20 protein-coding genes are annotated in these 26797 nt (G+C 55.1%); 13 read left to right on the top strand and 7 right to left on the bottom strand.

Translation table 11 applies throughout. The features are described 5' to 3' along the window. Positions 1-12: 12 nt before the first annotated feature. The 7 genes from LCF41_RS07700 (at position 13) to LCF41_RS07670 (ending at position 10389) form a co-directional block, all read left to right on the top strand. Positions 13-1806 carry an aryl-sulfate sulfotransferase gene (locus LCF41_RS07700; protein WP_225087549.1) on the top strand — a complete coding sequence of 598 codons (1794 nt, stop codon included), beginning with the start codon at positions 13-15 and terminating at the stop codon, positions 1804-1806. Between the two features lie 624 nt (positions 1807-2430). Next, positions 2431-3270, top strand: a complete 840-nt coding sequence (locus LCF41_RS07695) for an ATP-binding cassette domain-containing protein (RefSeq protein WP_225087548.1) — start codon at positions 2431-2433, stop codon at positions 3268-3270. Further along, a complete protein-coding gene (locus LCF41_RS07690) occupies positions 3267-4103 on the top strand; it encodes an ABC transporter ATP-binding protein (protein WP_225087547.1) in 837 nt (278 codons plus the stop codon). Before LCF41_RS07695 ends, LCF41_RS07690 begins: the two co-directional genes overlap by 4 nt. A gap of 99 nt (positions 4104-4202) precedes the next feature. After that, positions 4203-5450, top strand: a complete 1248-nt coding sequence (locus LCF41_RS07685; RefSeq protein WP_225087546.1) for an MDR family MFS transporter — start codon at positions 4203-4205, stop codon at positions 5448-5450. Positions 5451-5460: 10 nt separating this feature from the next. Further along, positions 5461-6972 carry an ABC transporter substrate-binding protein gene (locus tag LCF41_RS07680; RefSeq protein WP_225087545.1) on the top strand — a complete coding sequence of 504 codons (1512 nt, stop codon included), beginning with the start codon at positions 5461-5463 and terminating at the stop codon, positions 6970-6972. A gap of 39 nt (positions 6973-7011) precedes the next feature. After that, entirely contained in the window at positions 7012-8790 is a 1779-nt protein-coding gene (locus LCF41_RS07675) for an ABC transporter permease subunit (RefSeq protein ID WP_225087544.1), read from the top strand. A gap of 138 nt (positions 8791-8928) precedes the next feature. Then, the gene (locus tag LCF41_RS07670) at positions 8929-10389 is read left to right on the top strand and encodes an AMP nucleosidase (protein ID WP_225087543.1); all 1461 of its coding nucleotides are present in this window, start codon (positions 8929-8931) and stop codon (positions 10387-10389) included. A gap of 59 nt (positions 10390-10448) precedes the next feature. Here the strand turns inward: LCF41_RS07670 and proP are convergent, their stop codons facing one another. Further along, complete coding sequence (gene proP / locus LCF41_RS07665; RefSeq protein WP_225087542.1) at positions 10449-11951, bottom strand: glycine betaine/L-proline transporter ProP; 1503 nt, start codon at positions 11949-11951, stop codon at positions 10449-10451. 274 nt (positions 11952-12225) lie between these two features. After that, positions 12226-13221: an AraC family transcriptional regulator gene (locus LCF41_RS07660; RefSeq protein WP_347880988.1), complete on the bottom strand. Its 996-nt coding sequence runs from the start codon at positions 13219-13221 to the stop codon at positions 12226-12228. Between the two features lie 66 nt (positions 13222-13287). Between LCF41_RS07660 and LCF41_RS07655 the strand changes: the two genes are divergently transcribed. After that, positions 13288-14274: a class I SAM-dependent methyltransferase gene (locus LCF41_RS07655; protein WP_225087540.1), complete on the top strand. Its 987-nt coding sequence runs from the start codon at positions 13288-13290 to the stop codon at positions 14272-14274. 114 nt (positions 14275-14388) lie between these two features. Here LCF41_RS07655 and ygjG read toward each other — a convergent pair whose 3' ends face one another. The 3 genes from ygjG to LCF41_RS07640 all read right to left on the bottom strand — a co-directional run bounded on the left by ygjG (position 14389) and on the right by LCF41_RS07640 (position 17829). Beyond that, entirely contained in the window at positions 14389-15819 is a 1431-nt protein-coding gene (gene ygjG / locus LCF41_RS07650) for a putrescine aminotransferase (protein WP_225087539.1), read from the bottom strand. 303 nt (positions 15820-16122) lie between these two features. Further along, complete coding sequence (gene patD / locus LCF41_RS07645; RefSeq protein ID WP_225087538.1) at positions 16123-17547, bottom strand: aminobutyraldehyde dehydrogenase; 1425 nt, start codon at positions 17545-17547, stop codon at positions 16123-16125. A gap of 120 nt (positions 17548-17667) precedes the next feature. Further along, the gene (locus LCF41_RS07640) at positions 17668-17829 is read right to left on the bottom strand and encodes a hypothetical protein (protein WP_225087537.1); all 162 of its coding nucleotides are present in this window, start codon (positions 17827-17829) and stop codon (positions 17668-17670) included. A 260-nt stretch (positions 17830-18089) separates the two neighbouring features. Between LCF41_RS07640 and LCF41_RS07635 the strand changes: the two genes are divergently transcribed. Together LCF41_RS07635 and LCF41_RS07630 are read left to right on the top strand one after the other, a co-directional pair. Then, positions 18090-18599, top strand: a complete 510-nt coding sequence (locus tag LCF41_RS07635) for an RNA polymerase sigma factor (RefSeq protein WP_225087536.1) — start codon at positions 18090-18092, stop codon at positions 18597-18599. A gap of 117 nt (positions 18600-18716) precedes the next feature. Then, positions 18717-19670 (top strand): FecR family protein, encoded by a 954-nt coding sequence (locus LCF41_RS07630; RefSeq protein WP_225087535.1) that lies wholly within the window; start codon positions 18717-18719, stop codon positions 19668-19670. Between the two features lie 285 nt (positions 19671-19955). Here LCF41_RS07630 and LCF41_RS07625 read toward each other — a convergent pair whose 3' ends face one another. Next, a complete protein-coding gene (locus LCF41_RS07625) occupies positions 19956-20651 on the bottom strand; it encodes a nucleotidyl transferase AbiEii/AbiGii toxin family protein (RefSeq protein WP_225087534.1) in 696 nt (231 codons plus the stop codon). Between the two features lie 13 nt (positions 20652-20664). Further along, positions 20665-20871, bottom strand: a complete 207-nt coding sequence (locus LCF41_RS07620; protein WP_225087533.1) for a hypothetical protein — start codon at positions 20869-20871, stop codon at positions 20665-20667. Between the two features lie 334 nt (positions 20872-21205). Between LCF41_RS07620 and LCF41_RS07615 the strand changes: the two genes are divergently transcribed. From LCF41_RS07615 to LCF41_RS07605, 3 genes are all read left to right on the top strand, one after another. Continuing rightward, positions 21206-23884, top strand: a complete 2679-nt coding sequence (locus LCF41_RS07615; protein ID WP_225087532.1) for a TonB-dependent receptor — start codon at positions 21206-21208, stop codon at positions 23882-23884. A gap of 117 nt (positions 23885-24001) precedes the next feature. After that, positions 24002-24619: a heme acquisition protein HasA gene (locus tag LCF41_RS07610; protein ID WP_225087531.1), complete on the top strand. Its 618-nt coding sequence runs from the start codon at positions 24002-24004 to the stop codon at positions 24617-24619. A 260-nt stretch (positions 24620-24879) separates the two neighbouring features. Beyond that, entirely contained in the window at positions 24880-26739 is a 1860-nt protein-coding gene (locus LCF41_RS07605) for a type I secretion system permease/ATPase (RefSeq protein ID WP_225087530.1), read from the top strand. Positions 26740-26797 lie beyond the last annotated feature (58 nt).

Raw genomic sequence — 26797 nt, 5'->3', positions numbered from 1 at the left:
TGGAGCACCATTATGGGACACCCTTCCGTCTACCCGACCGGCACAACGATTTACAACCCGGAAAAAGCCTGGGGCGGCTACACCGTCTTTCAGGCGCTGGAACGCGGTGCCGTGCTGGTGGATATGAACGGCACCGAACTGCGCCTGTGGGAAGGCCTGCACGGCTTCCCCAACAAAATCCTGCCTGGCGGTTACATCCTCGGGCACAGCGGTGAACGCGATTCACGCTACGGCATGCAGGACATGGTCGATCTGATTCAGGTGGACTGGGACGGCAACGTCGTCTGGAAATTTAACGGCTATGAACACATTACCGACCCCGACCTTCCACCCGAATGGATGGCGCGCGTCCATCATGACTACCAGCGCAGCGGTAATCCGGTCGGCTATTACGCACCGGGTCAGGAACCGCAGTCGATTGGCGGCAACACGCTACTGCTGGCGCACACCAACCTGCACAATGAACGCATCAGCGACAAACTGCTGCTCGACGACACCATCATCGAAGTGGACTGGGAAGGTAATATCTTGTGGGAATGGCGTTGCAGCGACCATTTCGATGAACTGGGCTTTGACGACGACGCGAAAACCGCGCTGTACAACAATCCTAACCTGCGCAAAAGCGGCGGCGGCATGGGCGACTGGATGCATATCAACTCCATGTCAGCGCTCGGCCCCAATCCGTGGTTCGATCAAGGCGATCCCCGCTTCCACCCGGATAACATTATCTGGGACGCACGCGAGTCCAACATCATCGCCATCATCGACAAGCAGAGCGGCCATATCGTCTGGCAGCTTGGTCCGAATTACAACACGCCGGAACGCAAACACATTGGCTGGATAATCGGCCAGCATCACGCACATATGATCCCCGCAGGCTTGCCGGGCGCGGGCAATATTCTGGTGTTTGATAACGGCGGCTGGGCTGGCTACGGCGCGCCCAATCCGGCGTCGGCCGACGGCGTGAAAAACGCCTGGCGTGATTATTCTCGTGTGCTGGAAATCAACCCGGTGACGCTGGATATTGTCTGGCGCTATTCGCCCTACGAAGCGGGTATTCCACATCCGACCGATGCCTTCCGTTTTTACAGCCCGTACATCAGCAACATCCAACGCCTGCCGAACGGCAATACGCTAATTAATGAAGGCGCTAACGGTCGACTATTTGAAGTCACCGTCGATCACGAGATTGTCTGGGAGTTTATTTCCCCCTACTGGGGCAAGACGGTGAACACCAACATGCTGTATCGCGCCTACCGCGTACCCTACGAGTGGGTGCCACAACTGTCACGTCCACAGGAAACCCCGGTGATCGCACCCGATAACACCCAGCTACGTCAGCCCGGAGCCAGCGCACCCGGCTTCGCCAGCGTGGTTCGCATTGACGGCACGCGCCCCTACAAAAAGAGCGGCGATGCCCTGTGCGTCGCGACCGACAGCGAAGACCTCAAGCGCAGCCCAAAGCTCTTTGCCGTCAACCGTGAGCGCTTCGCGCCGCTTACTGCCGAAGACTGGCCTGCACTGGCAACCCAACAGGGTCCACAATTGCTGCTGGTCGGCGCAGAGCGCTGCGTCCACTGCAAAAGCCTCTACCGCCAGTTAGAAACGATTCTGGCTAACGAGGAATACCACCAATTGCCGAGCCATTATCTGGACGCCGATCATCACATTACCCTGACGGAAAAATTGGCGATCAGAACGTTGCCGACCTTACTCTGGATCGAAAACGGTGAAGAGCTTGCTCGCTTAAGCGGCGCACAGCAACCCGAACGCCTGCGCCAGTGGCTTGTCGCTCAACAGAGATAAATCTCACGTCTTAACGCGATCTCGCTCCCAGTGAGATCGCGTCTATCTATCTGTACACTGGCTCTTACACAAATGCCTCAACTTGCGGCGGTTGATATCCGGCTTAAAAAATTATGCAGCGGTGGGCGTGGCCACCGAGTGAGCGGCATGGACGCCGCGAAAGCCTGTGCCGCGTTTGGAACGCGTCACTGGCGGCTCGACTAGCGGTCATGGGCACCGATGGCACCGCGTAGCGGCATAATTTAGCCGGAAGCCAGGGTTCTCAGGGCGACGGTAACTGAGCGCCCTGAGTCGGGCGCGTGTTCGGTATCACAAATGAATAGCGACAGTACAGCGCACGAAACGACCTCTGAATCTTCATAGGAATGTGGCTAAGATGTATAGTCATACGACTTGATATGCTGGAACTGGCACAACTTGTTGACTCATCGAATGAGTAGGCTCTAAAGATAGTCTGCACCTTCCGACAATTTATTATCCCCCTCTTTTTCATCATCGACGCAGTCAGCTAAGGCTGCGTCGCGGCGCCAATTTATACGCTCTGGATCACATTTCCTTTGCATCACTTCATTGCAATTTGTTATGTTATTACATATCGATTTACACTGACCTTATACGTTAGCCATGATTAACTGGAACAGACACACAGACGCTATTCTTCAGGTAGAAAACCTTAACCTGTCTATTGGCGGTGAAACCAAAGTCAGCGATATCAGCTTTACGCTGTCCGCGGGCGAGCGTGTCTGTTTGCTCGGCGCATCCGGTTCCGGTAAATCCCTCACCGCCAAAGCGATCATCGGCACACCGCCAGCAGGCTGTCAGAGTAGTGGCAGTATTCGAATCAATGGCGAAGACGTCAGCCAGTTGAAAGCGCTGGCGCGCCCGCAGGCCGGACGCGTCTCTGCCGTGTTCCAGGACTCGGCAACGGCGCTTAATCCTCTCATGCCGTTAGGAAAACAGCTGTCACTGGCGTTGAAAACCACTTCTTCCGCTGAGCTTTCTGCGCTGCTTAGCGCCATGCAGTTGGATGACATCCCCAATCTGTTGCAGCGCTATCCTGCCGAATTGTCCGGCGGCCAGCGTCAGCGCATTTGTATTACCCTTGCACTGCTCGGCAAGACGCGTTTGCTGGTGGCGGACGAACCCACTACCGCGCTGGATGTCATGACTCAGCAGCAGGTATTGCAGGTCTTACAGGAACGTAGTTCGCAGCCGGATGCTCCCGCCCTATTGTTTATTACGCATGATATCGCCGTTGCCGCCCAGCTCTGCCAACGCGGTCTGGTGATGGAAAACGGTCGGATCGTTGAATCCGGCAGTATGCTGCAATTGCTGAATGCGCCACAGCAGCCGTATACCCGCAGTCTGGTCGCTGCCGCCCGTCGCGCTGATACGCTTTTATCTGACAATGTGTTACTGACGAATGTACGGCCTTCAGTCGCTGTCGGAGCGCTTGCCGGATGAATCACCACCTGCATGCGGTTCCCACGCCGTTTTTAAGCCTCGAACACGTCAGCCGCTATCGCCAGACGTCACGTTTACCGTGGCAAAAGGCCGATCCTGCTAGCGCCATTTTCCACGACCTGTCGCTAAACCTGCAACAGCACGAACGCGTGGGGCTGGTCGGTGCCTCCGGCTGTGGTAAATCCACGCTGCTAAAAACCCTGCTCGCGCTTGAAGCGCCAGAAAGTGGTGCGGTGTACTGCGATGGCAACCTGATTAACCCCGGCTCGGTGCGTTCGCTGCTCTGGTATCGCCGCCGCGTTCAGTACATTCCGCAGGATCCGGCAGGCTCGCTCGCGCCGCGTCAGCGCGTCGCCGATCTCCTCATCGAACCACTGAAGCGACTCCGCCCCGATGAACGTTGGCGAGTCAGTGAAAATCATTCGGCCCGCCTGCGTGACGTCATGGATCAAGTGGGGCTAAGCGCCACACTTCTGGACAAGGTCGCCGGGCAGCTTTCCGGCGGGCAGGCACAGCGTGTCGCGCTGGCACGAGCATTGATTGTTCGGCCCGAATTTTTACTGGCGGACGAACCCGTCAGCGGTCTGGATTTACCGCTGCGCGAACAGATTAAAGCCCTGCTTCAGCAGGTCACCGAACAAAACAAAATGGGCTTGCTGATGGTCTCGCACGATATTTCCATGCTCGCCGGCCTGTGCGACAGAATGCTGGTCATGGACGGCGGATGCATCATTGAAGATCGCCCCACTGCCGAGGTGCTGGCGTCGCCGCAGCAGGCACACACAGCCCGTCTGTTGCAGGCCGTGCCCACGCTGTCGACGTCTGGCTATTAGCTCGCTGAAAACCTCTTTTTTACAATAAAATATCGCGTTAATAACACATTTCCCCATAACGGGCTTTTTATAACAACTTTTCTTATAACGGACCATGACATGTCAGACCTGACCGCCAGCCGCCCGCCGCGGCCTTACCCGCCACTGCTTCTGGGCAGCCAGCTTGTTTTCAACATTGGTTTTTATGCCGTCGTGCCGTTTCTGGCAATTTTCTTGCGCGACGACATGCTGCTGTCCGGCTGGGCCATCGGACTGGTGATTGGCTTACGCACCTTTTCGCAACAAGGCATGTTTCTGGTCGGCGGGGCACTGGCTGACCGCTTCGGCGCTCGCGTGATCATCCTGTGCGGTTGCGTTGTGCGTATTAGCGGCTATTTACTGCTGGCGTTAGGCGATTCGCTATGGCCGATTATTCTCGGTGCCTGTCTGACTGGAGTCGGCGGTGCACTGTTCTCCCCCGCGATTGAAGCATTAATGGCACAGGCCGGTACGCAAAGTGAAAAAGAGGGAAAACGCAGCCGCTCCGAGTGGTTCGCTCTGTTTGCCATTTGCGGCGAGTTAGGGGCGGTGTTAGGGCCATTGCTCGGTTCGGTACTGGCCGGGTACGGATTCCAGCGCGTGGCACTCGCAGGCGCGGGCGTCTTTGTTATCGCGCTCATCGTCCTGTTTTTCAGCCTGCCGCCGACGCAGCGCAATCAGGGTGAATTACATATCGACCCGTGGTGGGAAACCTTCCGTCAGCGGCGCTTTGTGGCGTTCATCATTGCCTACAGCGCTTACCTGTTCAGCTACAACCAGCTCTATCTGGCGCTGCCGGTTGAACTACACCGCTCCGGCAGCAGCGAGAAAGACCTCGGCCCGCTGTTTGTGCTGGCGTCGCTGCTGGTGATCGGATTACAGCTTCCGCTGGCGCGCTTTGCCCGCCGGGTTGGTGCGGCGCGTATGCTGCCACTGGGTTTCGCACTGCTGTCTGCCTCGTTCCTTAGTGTCGCCCTGTTTGCTTCCAGCACACCGCCAGAAGGATGGCAGCGCCTGCTTCCGGCTATCTCCTTGATTACCCTGCTAACGCTGGGGCAGATGTTAATCGTCCCCGTAGGCATGGATCTCATCCCGCGTTTTGCCAACAACCAGAATCTGGGGGCGCACTATGGCGCGCTGGCGTCGATGGGCGGCATCGCTGTTCTGCTTGGTAACTTTATCCTCGGCAGCCAGCTCGATCGCGCGCTGACGCCATCGCCACAGGCCGCTATTCCGTGGGTGCTGCTCGCGGCGGTGCCGCTGTGCAGTTCGCTGGCGATGATGGTTATCTGCCGCCCGTTTAAATCCGCTTCAACCGTGAATGAATAAGGACAGACTGATGAATATGCGTAATCTCCTGTGGCCTGTTTCGGGCCTGCTATCAGCCACGCTGCTGCTTTCAGGCTGCTTCAACGAGCCGGAGGAAAAGCACACCTCGCATCATGACGGTCGCATCAAACTGGCAATGCTTCAACCGCCGCGCTCTGGCCTGACGCCGCTGAGCGACGATGCCTTTAAGCTGTCGCGCTGGAGCACGGCAGAAACGCTGGTGGTACTCGATAAACTCGGCGAAGCCCAGCCCGCACTGGCGACAACCTGGCAGCAGATCGATGATAAATCCTGGCGTTTTGAACTGCGCCCCAATGTCCATTTCCACGATAACACCACGTTAAACGCCGCCACAGTGGTTAACGCGCTCACCGTAGCATCCACCGCGGCTCCCAAGCCGCGTATTCTGGACGGCGTGCAGTTAACGGTGAAAGCCGATGGCGATAACGCCGTGATTGTTTCTACCGCTAAAGCGGATCCGTTGCTGCCTCAGCGCTTATCCAGCCCGCAGTTAGCGATTCTCTCCACCGCGGCATACGGTAAAAATGGCGTCGTCAATCCGATCAATACCGGAAGCGGCCCATTCGTTCTGCGTAGCGTCAGCGGCACCAGCAGCGCGGTACTGGACAGATTCGACGGTTACTGGGGTGAGAAAGCACAGGCCAGCGGCATCGATGTCAGCTTTGTCTCTGACGGCACAGCGCGCGCGGCTGCATTGCGTACCGGCACAGCAGACATTGTCGAAGCCATTCCGGTTTCTCAGGCACCGCTGCTGGATCAATCGCTGGTGCATGAAGTCCCGATGCCGCGCACCAATACGCTATATCTGAATACGCGCCACGGCGTGATGCAAGATCCTGCAATGCGTGCCGCCGTGCGTGATGCGATCAACCGCCAACAGTTGGTGGATAACGTCTATGAGAAGCGTGCCGATATCGCGCAGGGTCTGTTGGGTCCTGCGCTGCCGTGGGCAGCGGAACTGCGCCAGCCGGTGGCGAATCCGATCAAAGCCGGTACGCCTGCAGGGGCGACGATCACACTGGCAACCTTCAGCGACCGCGCCGAGCTGCCTGAGGTGGCGGTCTATCTGGCGCAGCAGCTTACCGCCGCGGGATTTACGGTGAAACAGGTCGTGCGTGAGTATGCACAGATTGAGTCCGACGCGCTGGCAGGCAAGTTTGAGGCCTTTATTTTATCCCGCGCCACCGTGCTGGATTCCGGCGATCCGGTGGCTTACCTGTACAGCGATTTTGCCTGCGAAGGGTCATTCAACATCGCGCAGCTGTGCCGCCCAGACATCGATCAAGCACTGCAAAAAGCGGCGGCCATTCCTGCGGGTGAAGCTCGTCGTCAGGCCATCATGCAGGCAGAAAATCTGATCCTTGCCAGCGATGCCGCGATCCCGATGCTGCATGAGCGCGTTATTCAAGGTGAGAGCGCACAGGTCAAAGACGCCCTGCGTGACCCGCGTGAACGTACGCTGATTAACGCCGCTACGCACATTGTCGCCGACGCAAAATAACGGGTAACACGCCCCAGTAACCAGAAAGATGACGAGTTTATGAGTGAATCGCTCTATTGCCGCACCTGTGCGACCCTCCGCCAGACGCAGCGCCCGCGATACGGCCTGCTGATTCCGCTGTTTTCGCGGCTGCTGACGCTGGCGGGCATTGTGGTGCTGATTGGTATGCTGCCGTGGTTGTCCGGTCAGGATCCGGCGCTGGCGCTGCTACGTGCCCGTTCCGGCGAGCAGGAAGCGACGGCGGAAACGCTCAACGCGATTCGTCATTCTCTCGGGCTGGATCAGGGACCGCTGCGTCTACTGCTGAACTGGCTAACGGGGTTGCTGCACGGTGATGCAGGCAACTCCTGGGTTTCAGGCCGCCCTGTGCTCCCAGGGATGCTACAGGCGGCGGGTGTCTCGCTCACGCTGATGGCTACCTCGGCGCTGGTTGCCTTCACGCTGGCGGCCATGCTGTGCGCGCCGACCTTTCGGCACGGGTTACGTGGTCAGATTCATCGTTCAGACGGCCTGTTTGCCGCCTTATTTACCGCGCTGCCCGAATTTCTGCTGGCATCCTTTTTGCTGATCGTCGGTGCCGTCTGGTTACAGTGGTTCCCGCCTTATGGCTGGCAGGGCTTGCACTACGTCGTGCTCCCGTCTCTGGCGCTCGGTATTCCGGCAGGCGGCTACCTTGGCCGGATCATTTCTGATGCGATCTCCGCCACTTTTAGCGAAAACTGGCTTACCACCTGGAGCGTGGCAGGCGTCAGCCGTCGTCATATCGCACTGGCGGTGCTGAAGCGCACGTTGCCGAGCGTCATGCCGCTGGTCGGGCTGGTGCTGGTCTCATTAACCGGCGGAGCCATCGCCGTCGAAAAAGTCTTTGCGATTCCCGGTCTCGGACGCGCGACACTGGGTGCCGCGGCAGCACAGGATCTACCCGCCTTGCAGGTCGGCGTGCTGATTCTGTTACTCATCGCCTCGCTGGCTGGCATAGCCGCCAGCGGCGTACGGCTGCTGATTCTCGGGCGCGCGCTGCGGAGTGGAGCGATGCCCGTACCGGAAGATCGCGGCAGCCCCGTGTCTCGTCATGCTGTCTGGCTGCCGATTCTCTGTGTGCTACTGCTGGCGCTGCTGTTACTGGCTGGCTTGCCGCGCGATCCCTACACTTCTGCTTTTCTGCGCCTGCAACCACCATCGTTGCTGCTGCCTTTTGGCGCGGACGCGATGGGGCGTGATTTACTGGCGCGCGTCGCACACGGTACGCTCAATACCTGTCTGCTGGCGCTGGTGGTATCGCTGGCCTGTCTGGCAATCGGGCTGTTGGTTGGGCTGTTTCCGCGTCTGCTCACCGGCCCCATTGAAGTCACTAACGCCCTGCCGCCAGTGATTGCCGGGCTGCTGGTTGCTGCGGTAAACGGCCCGACGGCAACGGGTGCGGCGATTGCCGTCATTGCCGTCAGTTGGGCACCGCTTGCAGCCCACACGGCGGCACTGGTGGCTGAAATCAATGCGCGCCCTTATATTCGCATGCTGCCGATTCTCGGCGTCGGCCCGATACGGCGCAGCCTGTTCTATATTCTGCCCGCGCTGATTGGCCCGCTTTTCCGTCACGCGATGCTAAAACTACCAGGCATCGCGCTGGCGCTGGCATCGCTCGGCTTTTTAGGTCTGGGCGCCTCCCCGCCGACACCGGAATGGGGACGCGTGCTGGCAGAAGGGATGCCGTATATCGAACGTGCCTTCTGGGGCGTGCTGGCACCGGCAGCCGCACTCGGCGTGCTGTCGATACTGGCCGTGAGCGCGGCGAACCTCTCCGGTCGCCACAAGCACTAATCTATCGAGGGAGACCGCCTAAGCGCTGGCTTATCTTCACGCTTACCGCTCCGCCAGATTTCACGATGGCGGGACTGTGCATGTTCAGTTACGCTGTGAGCTAACTTCTGCCTAAGTACAGAATTTAAAGGAGAGAATATGCATAACAGCGGATCCCACGTCAGTCTTACCGTCACGCAGACTCTGGATAAACTGGAAGCACTGTATGATGACGCCGTCTCAGCGCTGCGCGACGCCATCGGGGACTTCATCAATGATGGCACCCTGCCCGATGCCAACGCGCGCGCGGCGGGATTATTTTCCTACCCGGCCTTGCGCGTCAGTTGGAGCGGCAATTCGACCGGCCATCCCCGCCATCGCGCCTATGGGCGTTTTACCCATCCCGGCAGCTACTCCACCACCGTGACCCGTCCGGCATTCCTGCGTGCTTATTTGGCAGAACAGTTGGCGCTGCTGGAGGGGGATTATGATGTCACCATTGAGGTCAGCCCGTCTCAGCAGGAAATCCCGTTCCCCTACGTACTCGACGGTTCCGACCTGATTCTTGACCGTTCCATGAGCGCCGGCATCGCCAAGCATTTCCCCACCACGGAACTGTCACAGATTGGGGACGAGACGGCAGATGGTCTGTTCCACGCGACTACCACGTCGCCGCTGTCGCACTTCGACGCGCTGCGCACCGATTTCTCACTGGCACGCCTTCGCCACTATACCGGCACGCCGGTGGAACATATTCAGCCATTCATCCTTTTCACCAACTACACGCGCTATGTCGATGAGTTTGTGCGCTGGGCGTGTGCGCAGATTGCCGATCCCAATAGCCCGTATGAGGCGCTATCCTGCGCAGGCGGCATCTACATCACGGCCGACACGCCTAACCCCGAGCAAACGGTGTCCGATCTGGCATGGAAGAACCACCAGATGCCCGCCTATCATCTGATTCCTCGTCAGGGGAAAGGGATTACGATGGTCAATATTGGTGTCGGGCCATCCAATGCCAAAACCATCTGCGATCACCTCGCCGTCATGCGTCCACATGCCTGGCTGATGATCGGCCACTGCGGTGGCCTGCGCGAAAGCCAGTCCATCGGCGATTATGTGCTGGCGCACGCTTACCTGCGTGACGATCACGTACTGGACGCGGTGTTACCGCCTGACATCCCGATTCCCAGCATCGCTGAAGTGCAGCGCGCGCTGTACGACGCCACCAAGATGGTCAGCGGCATGCCGGGAGAAGAGGTTAAACAGCGCCTGCGTACCGGCACGGTGGTGACCACCGATGACCGCAACTGGGAATTACGCTACGCAGCCTCCGCCCTGCGCTTTAACCTCAGCCGAGCCGTCGCAGTAGATATGGAAAGTGCAACAATTGCCGCCCAGGGTTATCGCTTCCGTGTCCCTTACGGCACGCTGCTATGCGTGTCGGATAAGCCGCTGCACGGTGAAATCAAACTGCCGGGACAGGCAAACCGTTTCTATGAAGGGGCGATTTCGGAGCATTTGCAGATTGGCATCTGCGCCATCGATCTGCTGCGGGCGGAAAGCGACAAGCTGCACTCACGCAAACTACGCACCTTTAACGAACCGCCGTTCCGCTAACTATCTTATTCCAGCGGCTACATTCCGTAGCCGCTGGCACCATCCACAGCATTATTGTGTTAATTAATTTCAGGATGCTGTTCAGTCAGCCGTTTCCTTTTCTTCTCCAGCTCAGCAATTTGTTCATCAATCTCTTCTATTTTCTGTTCAATATTGTCGTACTGTTCCTGCAGCAGCTCTTTGGCTTCCGTCCGATCCGACGCCGCTGGCGTTGCGCCTTTCAGCGGCTGGTTAGCCGTTTCACGCATCGACATCCCGGTAATTAAGCCGATCAGACCAATCACCATCAGGTAATACGCCGGCATATATAAGTTACCGGTAGACTCCACCAGCCACGCCGCCGCCGTTGGCGTAAAGCCCGCAACCAGTACGGAAACGTTAAATGACGTCGCCAGCGCGCTATAACGAATGTGCGTGGGGAACAGTGCGGGGAGCGTTGACGCCATCACCCCCGTGAAGGAATTCAGCAGTACGGCCAGCATCAGCAATCCGCAGAAGATCAGCCCAATCACATCGCTGTTAATCAAGATAAAGCTGGGCACCGATAGCAACAGCAGCCCAATACTGCCGCAAATAATAAACGGTTTACGTCCGTAACGGTCGCTCATTAGCCCCATCACTGGCTGCACAAACAGCATCCCGATCATGACGGCGATAATAATCATCACCCCATGATCTTCCGAGTAATTCAGGCTGTGTGAAAGGTAACTCGGCATATAGGTCAGCAGCATGTAATAGGTGACATTGGTGGTAATCACCATCCCGATACAGATCAACAAACCTTTCCATTGTTTGGTCACAATTTCACGCAGGGAGATCTTCGGCGGGGATTGGATGCTGTCTTTTGATTCTTTATCAATCTTGTCAACGTGCTGTTGGAACGTCGGCGTTTCTTCCAGCGCATGGCGCAAGTAAATTCCAATTAATCCAAGCGGCGCGGCAATAAAGAACGGAATACGCCATCCCCAGTCCAGAAAGCTTTCTTCTCCCACGATGGAAGAAATGAGCACCACGACACCTGCCCCCATTACGAACCCGGCAATAGAGCCGAAATCCAGCCAGCTCCCTAAAAACCCGCGACGTCTGTCCGGGGAATATTCGGCAACAAAAATCGCCGCGCCGGTATATTCTCCGCCGACGGAGAATCCCTGCGCCAGTTTCGCCAACAGCAGTAATATCGGTGCCCAGATACCGATCGATTCATAAGAAGGAATCAAACCGATACAGAATGTGCTCACCGACATGATAATAATAGTGATCGACAAGACTTTCTGGCGGCCAAATTTATCCCCCATCGCCCCAAAGAATAGCCCGCCGAGTGGCCGCACCAAAAAGGGAACCGAGAACGTTGCCAACGCGGCAATCATTTGTACGCCGGGGTCAGCGCCGGGGAAAAAGACCTGTCCAAGTGCATACGCCACAAAACCATATACGCCAAAATCAAACCATTCCATCGCATTACCCAATGCGGCAGCGGTAATGGCTTTTTTAAGTCGGGCATTATCAATAATGGTAATGTCCTGAATTTTCATCGGTTCGACTTTTTTCTTTTTTAATCTCATCCTTTTTTCCTTTGCTTAAAAAGCGACCCTTTATTAAAAATAAAATGCTCTCTTTTATGCACAGGGAACCACCCGACTGCGCGCTGAAAAATGAACAGTTTATTGGCCGCAATATTCATTACACGTTGATACTGCTGGATGAAGTATAGAAGAATTTGGACAAAAGCTCGGATTCAGGCACCGCATGCGGAAATAACGCACAGGAATATAATCAAAGGAAAATAACGGTAAATAGTTATGACAACATCATCACATTAATGTCAGTGGGGTATTTTTACTTACGTGAAGCCATCATTTTCGGGTTGCGGTTAAAATAGCGCGTAAATGCCAGACTGAAATTAGCCGGGTGTCGATAGCCAACTTGCCAGGCCGTCTGTGCCACCTGAAATCCCTGTTCCAGAAGCTGATGCGCCCGCTCCATCCTCATCCGCAATAGCATCTGCCCCGGCGTGGTTGCAAAGCTGCGATGGAACCCACGTTTGAGTCTGGATTCACTCATCCCCGCCTGAGTCGCAATGCAGGCCAGTGTCAGCGGTTCAGCCAGATGCTCACGCATCCAACAGCATACCTGCTCCAATTGCTGCCGTTCCTGTGGATGAATGGCACAGTGCCGCGCCTCCGGTTGCAGAAGGTGCCGATACTGCGACAACAGGCTTAAGGCGTGGATATGGCGATTCAGCGGATCGGCGTCGCCACACAGCGCATTGACATGAACCTGACTGGCCGAAGAAATAGAGGTAAATGCGCGCTGCTGCACCCCATCACTACAGAACCACTGTTCCGCACAGTCCGCGCCAAAATAACGATCCGCCGCCGTTTTCCCCACCAGCAGTCGTAGCTGATCAACCGATTGCTGCGCCTGATAATGACGCTCGCCCACACTGGCGGCACCAAACGTCGTGATGGTGACATGCTGCTGACGAAACCAGACCTGCAAACCACTGCTATCGCAATAGGCAGATTCCCCTGCCAGCGCAAACGTCATGACGAGCATCGGTTGCGAATGCGGGTTCTGCCTTTCTTCCACCAAATCGCGGCACGGGCGATATTGCGAACGAGCCAGCAACAGATCCGTGTCGATACCGCTGAAATCCGACCAGCATTCGCCGATAACGCCCGGCAATGTTCGACGCGAATCAGAACGATTCACCTCACCCACACAACATCGATCGCCTGATGATAGTCCCTCTCGCCCCTGCTGCTGCCTTTGCGCCATCTTCCCCCCGCCGTTTCGCATATGAAAAACGCCGCCTCGCATAACAATGAACATAATAACTATTCTCATTTATAGATAGCATATTCCCTATCGACTGACCATCAATGAGACAGACCACTTATGAATCCATTAGAGACATTATGGCGGCTTGCCGCAAGCAGCGTGCAAGCCGATGCTTTACATTTGGCGCTGGAGCAGCAGATTTTTGACCGACTGGAGGCGATCACCACGCCGGAACAGTTGGCGGCAGAATTGGGCTGGCAGCCAGAGAAAGCCGGTTTTCTGCTTGAGATTCTGTGGAGTATGCAATTTTTGACGCGCCATCACGACGGCTATCGCACCGCCCCAGCCTGCGCCGCCGTACTCTGCCGCAGCCGTTCGCGGTTTCTGGGCGATGCCTGGCGCTTTCGCCTCACTAGCCTCCGCCAGTTTGGTCAGGGGCTTGGTGACGGCATGCGTCAGCCGCTGCCAGCACAGTTAAGCGAGTTACCACGTGACGCAGCATGGGCTAATGCGGCAGAGCAACAGATCGCTCAGGAGCAACGTTCGATAACGGCAGACCTTGCCGATAATCTGCTCTCCAGCCTGCCAGATTTCCCACACATCAGACACGTTCTCGATCTGGGCGGTGGCCCCGGTTGGGTGGCGATTACGCTGGCGCTGCGCCACGCGCAGATCTCCGGCACGGTCTATGACCTGCCGCAAACCGCCGCCGTGGCGCAGCGCAATATCGATGCCGCCGGATTGTCAACAAGGCTGTCGGCACACAGCGGCGCGTTTCCTGCCGAAAAATACGATCTGATTTGGAGTTCTTCTTTCCTGCATTTTGTCGAGGATATTCCCACCATGCTGGTTACGCTCCACAACGCACTAACGTCAGAAGGCACACTGGTGCTGGCACAAGCAGAAATCGCGGAAGAAGCCGATGCCGCCGCACCGGTTCTGCCGTTCTATCTGCCGATGCAAATGAGCGGACGCCACGTCACGCGAGAAGGTCAACTGACGCAGTGGCTACTGTCTGCTGGTTTTACCTCTGTCGAAACCCGACGCCATCAGGCATTTCCCATGGCGCCGTTAAATGTGTTGATCGCCCGTAAAAGTCACTAAGTCGTCTCGAAAAAAGTCGTGTCGGAAACCGGATAGAAAAAGCCAGTCAGTGAGGGCTGACTGGCTTTCGGGATGAACCTAATAGGAGGGTGCTGCGTGTTTCCGTCTCGTTTTTCACTCTACCGCATATTCCTTCATTTTATTTTCATCAGGCATCGTACCACTGAGCTTTTTGAGCACGTCCTTCGCTTCCTTCAATACACGGGCACATTGCTCGCGCGTGATGGTAAGCGGTGGCTCTATCCTGACCGATTTGGCATTGTTTAACGTCCCCGCGACCAGAACATTACGCTGGAACAGTTCCTTCGCGAAAGCATACCCGATCTCGTTTTTCCTGAACTCGATAGCCTGCAACAGCCCCATTCCTCGCGCCTCGATAATCAATTGAGGATACTCGGCCGCCAACTGCTGTAAGCCCCGTAACAAAAACTCCCCTTGTATCGCCGCCTGTTCCGGCAGATTTTTCGTCAGCAACTCATTGACGGTCGCCAGCGCCGCCGCGCAGGCTAGCGGGTTACCGCCGAACGTGGTGGTATGCAGGAACGGGTTTTCAAACAGCACGGAGAATACCTCCTCCGTCGCCACCGTGGCGCCAATCGGCATCACGCCACCGCCCAGCGCTTTCGCCAGACACAAAATGTCGGGCTGCACGCCGTAGTGTTCACAGGCGAACATCTTGCCCGTACGTCCCATGCCAGTTTGTACCTCATCCAGAATCAGCAATGCCCCAACCTCATCGCACAATGCTCTGACCGCAGGAAAGTAATTTTCCGGTGGCACAATCACGCCGCCTTCTCCCTGAATGGGTTCAAGAATGATGGCAGCAACGTCATCGCCGGTCTTCTGGCATTGCTGAACCTTCTTACGCATGGCGCTGATATCGCCAAAAGGAACATGATGAAAACCGGGTAACAGCGGCATGAAAGGACGACGAAACGCAGGCTTGGCGGTGGCGGAAAGTGCCCCTAGCGACTTCCCGTGAAACGCGCCAGTCGCGGCGATAAAGGTATATTTGCCGCGCGGCGACTGATACGCTTTCGCCAGCTTCAACGCCGCTTCAACCGATTCCGTTCCGCTATTGCAGAAGAAGCTGTATTTCAGGTTACCCGGCGTCAGCGCCGCCAGGGTTTTTGCCAACAGCCCCCGCAGCGGATCGAGCAACTCCTGGCTGTGCAACGGTTGTCTGGCGAGCTGGCGTTCAACGGCGGCAATAACGTTAGGGTTGCGATGCCCGACGTTAAAAATGCCGTAACCGCCGAGGCAGTCCAGATATTCATTCCCTTGGGTATCAATCAGCGTATTTGGGCCACTGGCGCGCCATTCGACTGCGCCGTAATCGCCGCCGGTAGTGACAGATTTTCTGTACTCCAGAAAACCTGGGTTGACGTATTCACGGAAACAACTCAAAACTTCTCGATTCAGTGCCGCCATATCATCGTGGGATAGCGTGTCACTATGAATCCAATGCAGTGCCTGCTGAGTACACTCTAGCGGGGTAAGGTGGGCGTTTGAGCTGGACAAAATGCGCTCCTTGAAAACGGACATCACGTGATGCCAATTTAATTAATGCACATAACACGCCAGTCGCCCGCTCCAAATCATAATAAAATACAAAAACGCGATCTAAACCAAAAAATCAGCATATAGTTTGAACTAATTTCTAATATTCAAAATTAATAACCAGTCAGAAGAGTGAATATCAGAGTGAAAGTGAGTGAAAAATCTCATGATGCCCCGCGCGTGCCCAGCGTGCCCTCTTTTGGGGCACGCCGAGGCTGGACAAACTCGCTATTTCAGCACCTGACGTCTTTTTCAAGACAAGCGGCTCCTGAGATGGAGTGCGTCATCTCAGTGACGGATCATGATATGGCGCACGATGGTGTAATCCTCCAGACCGTACATCGACATATCCTTGCCATAGCCCGACAACTTTTGCCCGCCGTGTGGCATTTCACTGACCAGCATGAAGTGGGTATTCACCCAGGTGCAGCCGTACTGTAGACAGGCGGCCAGACGGTGCGCCCGGCCAATATCACGCGTCCAGACTGACGAGGCCAACCCGTAGTGCGAGGCGTTCGCCCAACCAATGACCTGCGCTTCATCGTCGAACGGCGTAATCGAGATCACCGGGCCAAACACCTCTTTCTGTACGATTTCATCGTCCTGTTTCGCCCCCGCCAGTACCGTAGGTTGGAAGTAGAATCCCTGCCCTTTCACACGTTCGCCACCGGTCACTACCGTGATGTGTGGCAGCGCTTTGGCACGTTCAACAAAGCCGATAACGCGCTCAAGCTGCGGCTCGGTGATCAACGGCCCCAGCTCAGTGCTTTCATCATGCGGATCGCCCATTTTCAGCGTCGCTACCGCTTTACCTAATGCCTCCACAACCTCATCGTAGACTGCGCGCTGTACATACAACCGGCAGGCCGCGGTACAGTCTTGCCCCGCATTGTAGAAACCGAAGCTGCGGATTCCGTCAACGACCTGATCGATATTCGCATCGTCAAAGACAATCACTGGCGCTTTGCCGCCCAGCTCCATATGCGTTCGTTTTACGCTCGCGGCGGTATGCGACAGAATATGCGCACCGGTCGCAATTGAACCGGTCAGCGACACCATATTCACTTTCTCATGTCCTGTCAGCGCATCGCCGATATCCGCCCCGCGCCCAAACACGATATTCACCACGCCCGCAGGCAGGATCTCCGCCAGCAGATGGGCCAGATAGAAGGTAGTCAGTGGAGTTTGCTCCGCCGGTTTCAACACCACGCAGTTTCCTGCCGCCAGCGCGGGAGCCAGCTTCCACGACGCCATCATCAGCGGGTAGTTCCACGGGGCGATGGAGGCGACAACACCAACCGGATCGCGCCGGATCATGGAAGTATGTCCTTCGAGATACTCTCCCGCCGCCGAACCGCTCAGGCAGCGCGCCGCACCGGCAAAAAAACGAAACACATCGGCGACCGCGGGCACTTCATCATTCAGCGCCGCATGATAGGGTTTACCGCAGTTTAGCGATTCAAGTTTGGCAAATTCCTCAGCGTGTTCTTCAATGGCATCGGCAATCTGTAGCAGCAGCGTCGCACGCGTTTTCGGCGTAGTCTGTCCCCAGTGTGCAAAGGCGGACTCTGCGGCCAGAACCGCTGCATCAACCTGGTGCAGATCGGCCTGCGCAATGGCGGCAATTTGCTCTCCCGTCGCGGGATTGAATACTGGCAACGCTTCACCTTTCCCTGCTACCAGCTTGCCTTCTATCAGTAATTTGTTGTACATACATTTTCCTTACAGAGAGAAAATCGTCGTGTTTTTCACCACTATCTGCAAAATGTCTGTGCAAAAAACCTGCCACCTTATGTTTGATAGCCCATCGCTTCCCTGACAGGCGATATCCTGCTAAGGCCTATTGTCAGACGCTTTCTTCGTCTGCGTAGCAGCCTGTCGGGCCTCCTCCGCCAGCGCCTCAATTTCCTCTTCCGTCAGTTGATCTGACGCCTCATGCACTTTTGCCAGCCCTTCGCTGACCGTCACGTCTTTAGGATCGTCCTTCGTCGCCATCGTCATTCCTCTTAATCGAATAATACGTCAACAAAGATAAGTGTAGTCGACGGCGAAAATCCGCCAATCTGAAGAAGATTTAACTCTGCTTTCCGGTTCTCCATATGTGATAATAATTATCAATTACATTAAATTTATTATTCAGGGCCTTACCCCGTCGACGGACAGTGCTGTGCATTGCTATGGATAGCGCCGTGGCAAGGGAAAAGGGGTTCTGTTGCAGCAAAGGCGGCGGGAAGGTCACCTGACGGGGCGTTGGCATGTCAGAGTCTGAACTCAGAATGCTGTTCAACCACTATGCAGAACGGTTAGAACGCTATCTCAATCATAAACTGCGTGACCCTCAGGCAGCGGCAGATCTGGTGCAAGAGAGTTTTTTACGGTTGGCGCAAAGGCTGGAACAGCAGGATAATGTAGACGATAAAAAAGCGTATCTCTATAAGACAGCAAATAACTTGCTGCTCGACCATGTCCGTCACCAGCAACGCTGGCAGATGGCGACGTCTGTTGACGACGTGGAAGCGACGCTGGAATACCTGCCGGATGTTGCACCCCAGCTCGATCAAACGGCCATCGCTCAACAGGAGCTGGAACGTCTGGCGAACGTACTGGCAACGCTGCCAGAGCGCACGCAGCTGATATTTCATCTGCACCGGTTTGAACACATGACGCAGGCGCAAATTGCTGAGCAGTTGGAGGTTTCTCTCAGCACGGTTGAGAAACACCTTGCCATGACGCTGCATGCGATGATGACGAGCCGCTCCTCGTGAAAGCGATCATTATCATGAAAAGCATCGACCACCATGAAATAATCACAAATTATTTACGGGTTTATTGCCGTCAGACGTCTACCTATTTAGAGACCCTACACACTCCAGGCCTACAACATGAACGATTATCCCCCTGAAATCCATCAGCAGGCAGCACGCTGGGCCATACGTTTGGCCGAAGCGCCGCTGGACGATGAACAGGAACTGACCTTCCAGCACTGGCTGGCACAGGATCTGCGCCATCGCCACGCGTTGGAACAGGCTGGGAGGCTTTGGCATGGGCTCGGGTCGCTCAGCGCCGAGCAGCAGCAAGTGCTGCAACGACAACCACCGGCAACATTGCCCAGCCGACGCGTCAATCGCGCGACACAGTGGAAAATAGCCGCGTTATTGCTGCTGGGTTTCAGTATCGGCACAACATGGCTTTCCGACGGCATCCTCATGCTGCGCTCGGATTATCGTGCCGACCATCAGGTTAAACAGGTTACGCTACCGGATGGTAGTCAGGTCGATATGGATGCGGGTAGCGCCATTGCGCTCGCTTATACACCACAAGAGCGGCGCGTTACGCTGCTGCAAGGCTCCGCCTGGTTCACCGTCGCCCCAACAAACACACAGGAACAGCGGCCTTTTCTGGTTGATGCTGCCTCAGGCACCACACAGGCGCTGGGCACGCAGTTCATCGTGCAACATTCATCACAGACAACAACCGTTGGCGTGGTGGAACACAGCGTGCAGGTCACGGCAAGCGGAGAAACACTGCAGCTTGATGAGCAGCAGGCGGCACGCTATACCGAACAGGGGATGATGCGACTCCCCGGCTGGAATAGCCGCGAGCGCGGCGACTGGCGACGTGGCCTGCTGATCTTTGATCAACAGCCGTTAGCCATCGTGATCGCCCGTATCAATCAGTATCGAACGGGTACGATCGTCATTCCCAATTCAACACTGCGCCAGCGTCAGGTCAGCGGCATTTTTTCACTGAACGAGCTGGATGGCGCGTTGCAAACCATCACCAGCGAACTGGGCGCCAAAACCGTTTCACTCCCCGGCGTTACCGTGCTGTACTGATTAAAGAATTCAATGAATGAAAGAAACTCGAGAAGCCATCAACAGCGATAGCACTAAATATGGGATTACTATTGATTATCGTAAATTCGATGATGTCCCCTGATAGCAGGGTATCAGTTGATAGCTGCCGGGCTTCATATTTGCCAAGGATCTGCGGACGAACATGCAATCTTGGTGTATTAATCAATGGAACAGGTCAACAATGAATGTTGATACTGACGCCCACTCCAAAAATCTTTATTCTTGCGTTGTTTATTAATGTGAAGGAATAAATAGAATTACCTGCTACTGAATACTGATAAGCAACTCATCCGCTGATTTATCAATGAGCCGCTTTGCATACTCTTCTTGGATCAGCAAATTTTCTGCTATCTGATAATATTTTTCTTTATTAGATTGTATATGTCGCAAAGAACAAATTAGCGTTTTTAACACAGTAGAGCCATAGTGTTCTTCAGCCTTACTAAGTGCGCGTTCAGGTATACTACCCCATTCGTCATACATCGCAATAATATCAAAGACATCCTTGCATTGACCCACTAAGCACCTATCCGCATTTGCGAGCAATTTTGTATAAAAACAAGTTTCTCTATCTATACAAGGAATGGGAAAAATATTACGGTCATCTGCAACTAACTCATAGTTGTCAAAGCTAACAATCTCAAGTTTAACTTTTGTATCTTGTTCATCGATAAACGTTCTAACCGCGTATCGGTCAAAAGTTATCTCTCTTGCATAACTGAATTCTTTTTTTACAAGCAACCCAAGAGACCCCGATGTAACTTGCTCCCTTACAGCTCGATATGAGTCCTTATTTGGGCATAAAAAATCAACATCAATGGATTCTCTGTACTCATTAATCTCAAGAGCAATCCGAGTGCCGCCACCAAAGAAAATCGAATTTGCAATAAAAAAATCGGTGTTGAAATTATCCAACACCGATCTGATTATCTTATGATGAGATATCTTATATTCAGTCACGCGATATTCACCCTCATGCAGCCATGAAAAGACCGTTACCATATAGTTCAGTAAGCTTTTCAATAAGAAGACGTTCGTTCTGGCCTATACGATTCTTATCGACAAATCTCCAACGCTCTTCATACATACGAAAAGCCAAATCAGCCGGAATTCTCTGAGTGTGGTAATCCCAAAGCACCCTATCCAATTCCGGATACTCGCTTCGAATAATTTCACCCATACAACCACCTGACTCAAAGTCGCATATAACACAATATACATGCAATTAGTATAGCGATTAATCATTTTTGGGCAAGTTCTACTTACATCGGTAGTCCCACCCTTGCCACGCCGCTCAGGCGTGGCGCTCTCTCATAAACGCCCTTTACGTTCACAAGGCCGCAACGCGCCGTAGAAAAAAATTTAAATATTTTTTTACGGGTTCTGTCTTCTCAGCCGTCTTCATATTTAGGTAATGATTTTTATTATCATTTTCATTAAGAAAAGAAAGGTTAATTATCCCTTTGTTTATTAATGCTTATTGGTAATTTAACGAATGGCAGACCAGGCGAAAAATGTTTAAAAAAGCACAACAGCAAGACAGCCGCTTGTTACAACTTAACCCACTTTCTCTTACCGTCGGCATCGCGCTTTCGCTGCCTGGTACATTCCATTCTGTGCAAGCAGAGACCCACACTGCCAACGTTCAGGAAGCAACCCGCCAAAGTGCCACCTTTTCCATCAGCACACAACCGTTGAGCAGCGCGTTGCTCCGCTTTGCGGAACAGGCTGGGCTACAGGTCTTTTTTGCCGACGTCAAACTGGAAAATATGCAGGCCACTGCGCTTCAAGGGCGTTTCGCACCCGAGCAAGGGCTGCGCCAGTTGATCGGTGCTAACCCGATCGATTTCCAAATCGGCAGCAATGGCGTCATTACTCTGCGCCCTCGTTCAGTCAACGTCGATACGGTAAAAATAGATGACGTGATGACGGTACGGGCGTTTACCGTCGCTAATCCGGGTGACTGGATCTACGAACAACCGCGCGCCATCAGCGTCATCTCACGCGAGCAGATGGACAACCGCCCAGCCCGCCACGCTGCCGATATGCTGGAGCAGTCCGCTGGCGTTTACTCCAGCGTGAGCCAGCAGGATCCTTCGCTGTCGGTCAATATCCGAGGAATACAGGACTTTGGTCGCGTGAATATGAACATCGACGGCGTGCGGCAGAATTTTCAAAAAACTGGCTACGGCCAGCGTAATGGACAGATGTATATCGACTCGGAGCTGCTCTCCGGTGCCACCATTGAGAAAGGGGCGACCAACGTAATGGGCAGCGCGGGTACGCTGGGCGGCGTCGCCACGTTTAACACCGTCAATGCCCACGATTTCCTGGCACCGGGTAAAGAACTGGGTGGAAAACTGCACGCCAGCACTGGCGATAATGGCACGCATTTTATCGGCAGTGGGGTTCTCGCGTTGGGTAACGAAAGCGGCGACATCCTGGTCGGTGCCAGCGAGCGTCATCTGGGCGACTACTGGCCGGGCAATGACGGTAACCTCGGGAATATTCGTATTCCCGGTAATTCAACTCATTATGAAGAATGGGCCAATAATTTAAAGCATCAGAAAGTCACCAATGCGGCCTACACCATGCGCTCACGGCTGGCGAAAATCGGCTGGAATCTGCCCGCTAACCAGCGCTTCCAGCTCAGCTATATGCAAACGCAAACCTCTTCTGAAAATGCCGGGACGCTATCCAATCTCTCGAATACCGAACTGGGCTGGCGAGCCAGCGGACATAGCGAGATTATGGCGCGCAGTACCGCGCTGGATTACAGTCTGAAGCCAGACAACCAGCGCTGGCTGGATTTTAAGGCCAAGATTTATTACGCCGATACCAATAACGACACCAATAACTATGCCCTCTCTAATACCAGCGCGTATCACGAAAGCACGCGGTTACGGACTTACGGCGCGCAGGCGCAAAACACCTCAACGCTGTGGCAGTTGGGCGCGCACGATCTGAAAGCCGACTACGGGCTGGATTTCTATTACGACAAGATCACCACGGACAGCACCAATAGCACAGCCAGTAACGCCACTCCGGAAGGAAACCGTGCAATGGCCAGTCTGTTCGCGAATCTGAATTACGCGTACGACGAATGGATAACGCTGCAAGGCGGCCTGCGTTACGATCGCTACCGGTTACGCGGCACCACCAGCATCAGCTATCGGGAAATCCCCTATACCGTCACCAATCCCTGTACGGCACGATCGATCGCACTCTGCCCGGCGTTCGTCACTACCACACAGGATTGGAATATCGATGACGAGCACGGCAAGCTTTCCCCAACGCTGTTTGCTGGCGTTCGTCCCGGCGTTGAATGGCTACAGCTGTTCACCAGCTACGGGCTGTCCTGGCGTCCGCCGTCAGTCAGCGAAACCTTTGCCAACGGCACCTACAGCGCAGGTAACTATTACCTGTACCCGAACCCCAATCTCAAACCGGAACGCTCCCGCGCCTGGGAGGTCGGGTTCAATATTCAGCAACCTGACTTGCTGCTGGATGGCGACAGGCTGGTGACTAAAGTGTCCTATTTCGACACCCGGATAAACAACTACATCAGCCTGAACGGTGCCCGCACAAAACCAGGCTACAACGGCTACTCCCTTAGCAACTCCGTATTCCAGAACAATCTGGCAAAGAGCCGTTTCCGCGGCATGGAGTACCAGTTGAATTACGACGCGGGCTTCTTGTATGTCGATGCCACTTATACCCACATGATCGGCAATAACGATTTCTGTGCGCCGATGGCCTGGATGGGTGGCGTCACAACCGTCGGCGGTTCCAGAGGCAACTACTACTCCACGCCAGTCGATACCACAGCCAGTGATTTCACTTGTCAGAAAACGCTGTTATTCAGCAACGCCGCCTATCTGCCGGGCGACCGCGGTTCCGTTACGCTGGGCACCCGCGTCTTCGATCGCAAACTGGATATGGGTGTGACGATGCGTTTTGCGCCCGGCTATCAGGACGCTGCCGCCCCGGCCAACTCCGCCTATTTAGCCGACTGGCCCAAATATGAAGTGTACGACCTGTACGCCAGCTATCGTCTGACCAACAGCCTGACGCTGCGCGGTTCTGTCGAGAATATCGCTAACCGTACTTACATCGTGAGCTATGGCGAATCACTGGGTTACACGCCAAGCCGAGGGAGAACGGTGCAGGCTGGCGTGGAATACCGATTCTGATTTCTTTGTTTCCCTATGCGGGAGGCAGGAAAACAAAGGGGATGGGATGGCTCATCCTCTTTCATGACAGACACGGATGACCGTGCCTGTAGATCGTTAGTTAATGAGGAATCTATTATGAGTTTTGCAATTACCTACGATGCCTACTATGCCAATTACAGTATTGCCAGCTATCTGACTGAATGGTCGGCAGCGTTTGGTGACGTTAATCATACCGCGGGTAACACTCAAGTCGGTGGCAATAATACCGGGGGCTTTTACGGCGGCGATACCTTTATAGACGGTACTCAATATGCGATCACGAGTACGCAGAACGATTTCTCCGCGCTCATTGTCGGCGGCGATCTGACCTATAGCCTCTTCTCCCCTCCCGCTCACACCCTGTACGGCGATCTGGATACCCTGTCATTCGGTAACGTCCTGCAAGGCGGCACCACGGCGGGCACCGCATATTCACTTGCTGAGCCGGAAGTGACCTTCAGCGGACTGGCTCTCTCTACCGATATCGCCAACCTGACGGTTAGCGATCGCGGTGTGGTGCATGACGTGATTTACGGCCTGATGAGCGGTCAGGTTCAGCCACTACTGGACGCGCTGACCAATGCGGGTATCGACATCAATGCGAGCCTGGATAGCCTGAGCTTCGCGACAGCAACGTCCGATGCCGCACTTTCTGCGGATACCGTGGTTGACGTCGTTGGCGTCGCCGAAACGACCGATCTGCTGGCGGCATAAGAAAACGGCTAAAAGATGACGCTTTTAGCCGTTTGAGTGAACACCGTCGCGGTACGGAGAGAGTAGAGATGCCCTGAATATTTCGCGTTACACGGATGCAGCGTGAAGTATAACGGGCACGGCACCGCGGCGGTCTATTGAGTGTAATAACCATTAGCAAACCGCGTCAATAGCGGTACGGCTAACCGTTTTCCCCCTCTTCCACCTTGTGGGTACACCACGGTGAGAACGATGGCTCTTTATTGAAGAAGGAACCTCCCATGCCCGCATCCCATCCGGCTTCATCAGGCAGGGAAATTATCGACGCGCTGGCCGCCTACCGTCAGGGATTTTGGGGAATTGGCCTGTTCAGCGCCGTTATCAATCTGCTGATGCTGGCACCAGCGATTTATATGCTTCAGGTTTATGATCGCGTATTACCTTCCAGCAGCACCATGACGTTGGCCATGCTGACGATCATTATGCTGGGCCTGTTCCTACTGATGGGATTACTGGAATGGATACGCAGCGCCGTGGTGATCCGCCTCGGTACGCAGATGGACATGCGGCTGAATCAGCGCATCTACAATGCAGCGTTTGAAAGCAATCTCAGGAACGGCACGGCGGGTGCCGGACAAGCCTTAAACAATCTCACCGCCCTGCGCCAGTTCGCCACCGGAAATGCGCTGTTCGCTTTCTTTGATGCGCCGTGGTTTCCCGTTTATCTGCTGGTGATCTTCTTACTTCACCCCTGGCTGGGCGTGATGGCGCTGGCGGGGGCGATCATACTGATTGTGCTGGCCTGGCTGAATCAAAAGCTCACTCGCGAACCACTCGCCTTAGCCGCACAAAACACCGTTCAGGCGACGCAACAGGCTAACGCTAACCTACGCAACGCCGATGCTATCGAAGCCATGGGCATGCTCCCCGCCATGCGAGAACGCTGGCTGACGCAGCATAAAGCGTTCCTCTATTATCAGAACGTAGCCAGCGAAAAAAGCGCCAATATTACCTCGCTGACGAAAAGTACCCGACTGGCGCTTCAATCGCTGATGCTGGGACTGGGCGCGCTGCTGGCCGTCAACGGGGATATCACGCCAGGCATGATGATCGCCGGATCCATTCTGGTGAGCCGCGTGCTCAGTCCGATCGATCAGATCATTGGCGTCTGGAAACAGTGGATGCAGGCGCGTCTTGCCTGGCAACGGGTCAATCTCCTGCTCGATACGCACCCGGCGCGTGCCGCTGGCATGGCGCTGCCAGCACCAGAAGGTAAACTTCAGGTGGAACAGCTCAGCGCGAACGCGCCCAACACGCGTACCCCCATACTCGCCAATATCACGTTTGAACTGGCTCCCGGCGATGTGCTCGGCGTGCTGGGTCCTTCTGGTTCAGGTAAATCCACCCTCGCCCGTCTGCTGGTTGCCGCCATGCCCGCTCTCGGCGGCAAAGTCAGGCTGGACGGCGCAGATATGCACCAGTGGGACAAAGGTGATTTAGGTCGCTTCATCGGCTATCTGCCGCAGGATGTGCAGCTCTTCAGCGGGACGATTGCCGAAAACATCGCGCGTTTCACTCAGCCGGATGCAGAGAAGATCGTTGCCGCTGCCATCACAGCAGGCGTGCACGAGATGATTCTGCGACTGCCGCAAGGCTACGATACACCACTGGGCGAAGGCGGTGCCGGGCTGTCCGGTGGACAGAAGCAGCGGGTTGCCCTCGCCAGAGCCATTTACAACCAGCCACGCCTGATTGTGATGGACGAACCCAATGCCAGCCTGGACGACGACGGCGAGAAAGCCTTATTGGCCGCAATTGCCGCCCAACAGGAGGCCAAAAGCACGCAGGTGCTGATCACACATAAGCCCGCCCTACTATCCTGCGCCACTAAGCTGTTAGTCCTGCGCGCCGGGCAGATTCAGTATTTCGGCGCAACGGAACAGGTACTGAAAGAGCTACAGCGCGCCAAGCCCGCCAATGCTTCTCTGACCAAACCGATGACGAAACCCACCAGCCCTAAACCTACATCGGTTAATACCGCTGACGCCGCAAATGCCTTTGCTCCAAAAGAGCCCGGTTCCGCCGGATTGAGCATGGTGTACAGCGCGCCGACGCCGCGTCGTGCCGCACCGGATAAATGAGGCTTAGCGCATTGATAACAAACGCCTGCCGTCAGAAAAGCATCATGGAAAGAAGAGG

Origin of the sequence: Pectobacterium colocasium, from assembly GCF_020181655.1 — a bacterium.
Classification (GTDB): Bacteria; Pseudomonadota; Gammaproteobacteria; order Enterobacterales; family Enterobacteriaceae; genus Pectobacterium; species Pectobacterium colocasium.
This window is presented reverse-complemented; position numbering and strand designations above follow the sequence as displayed.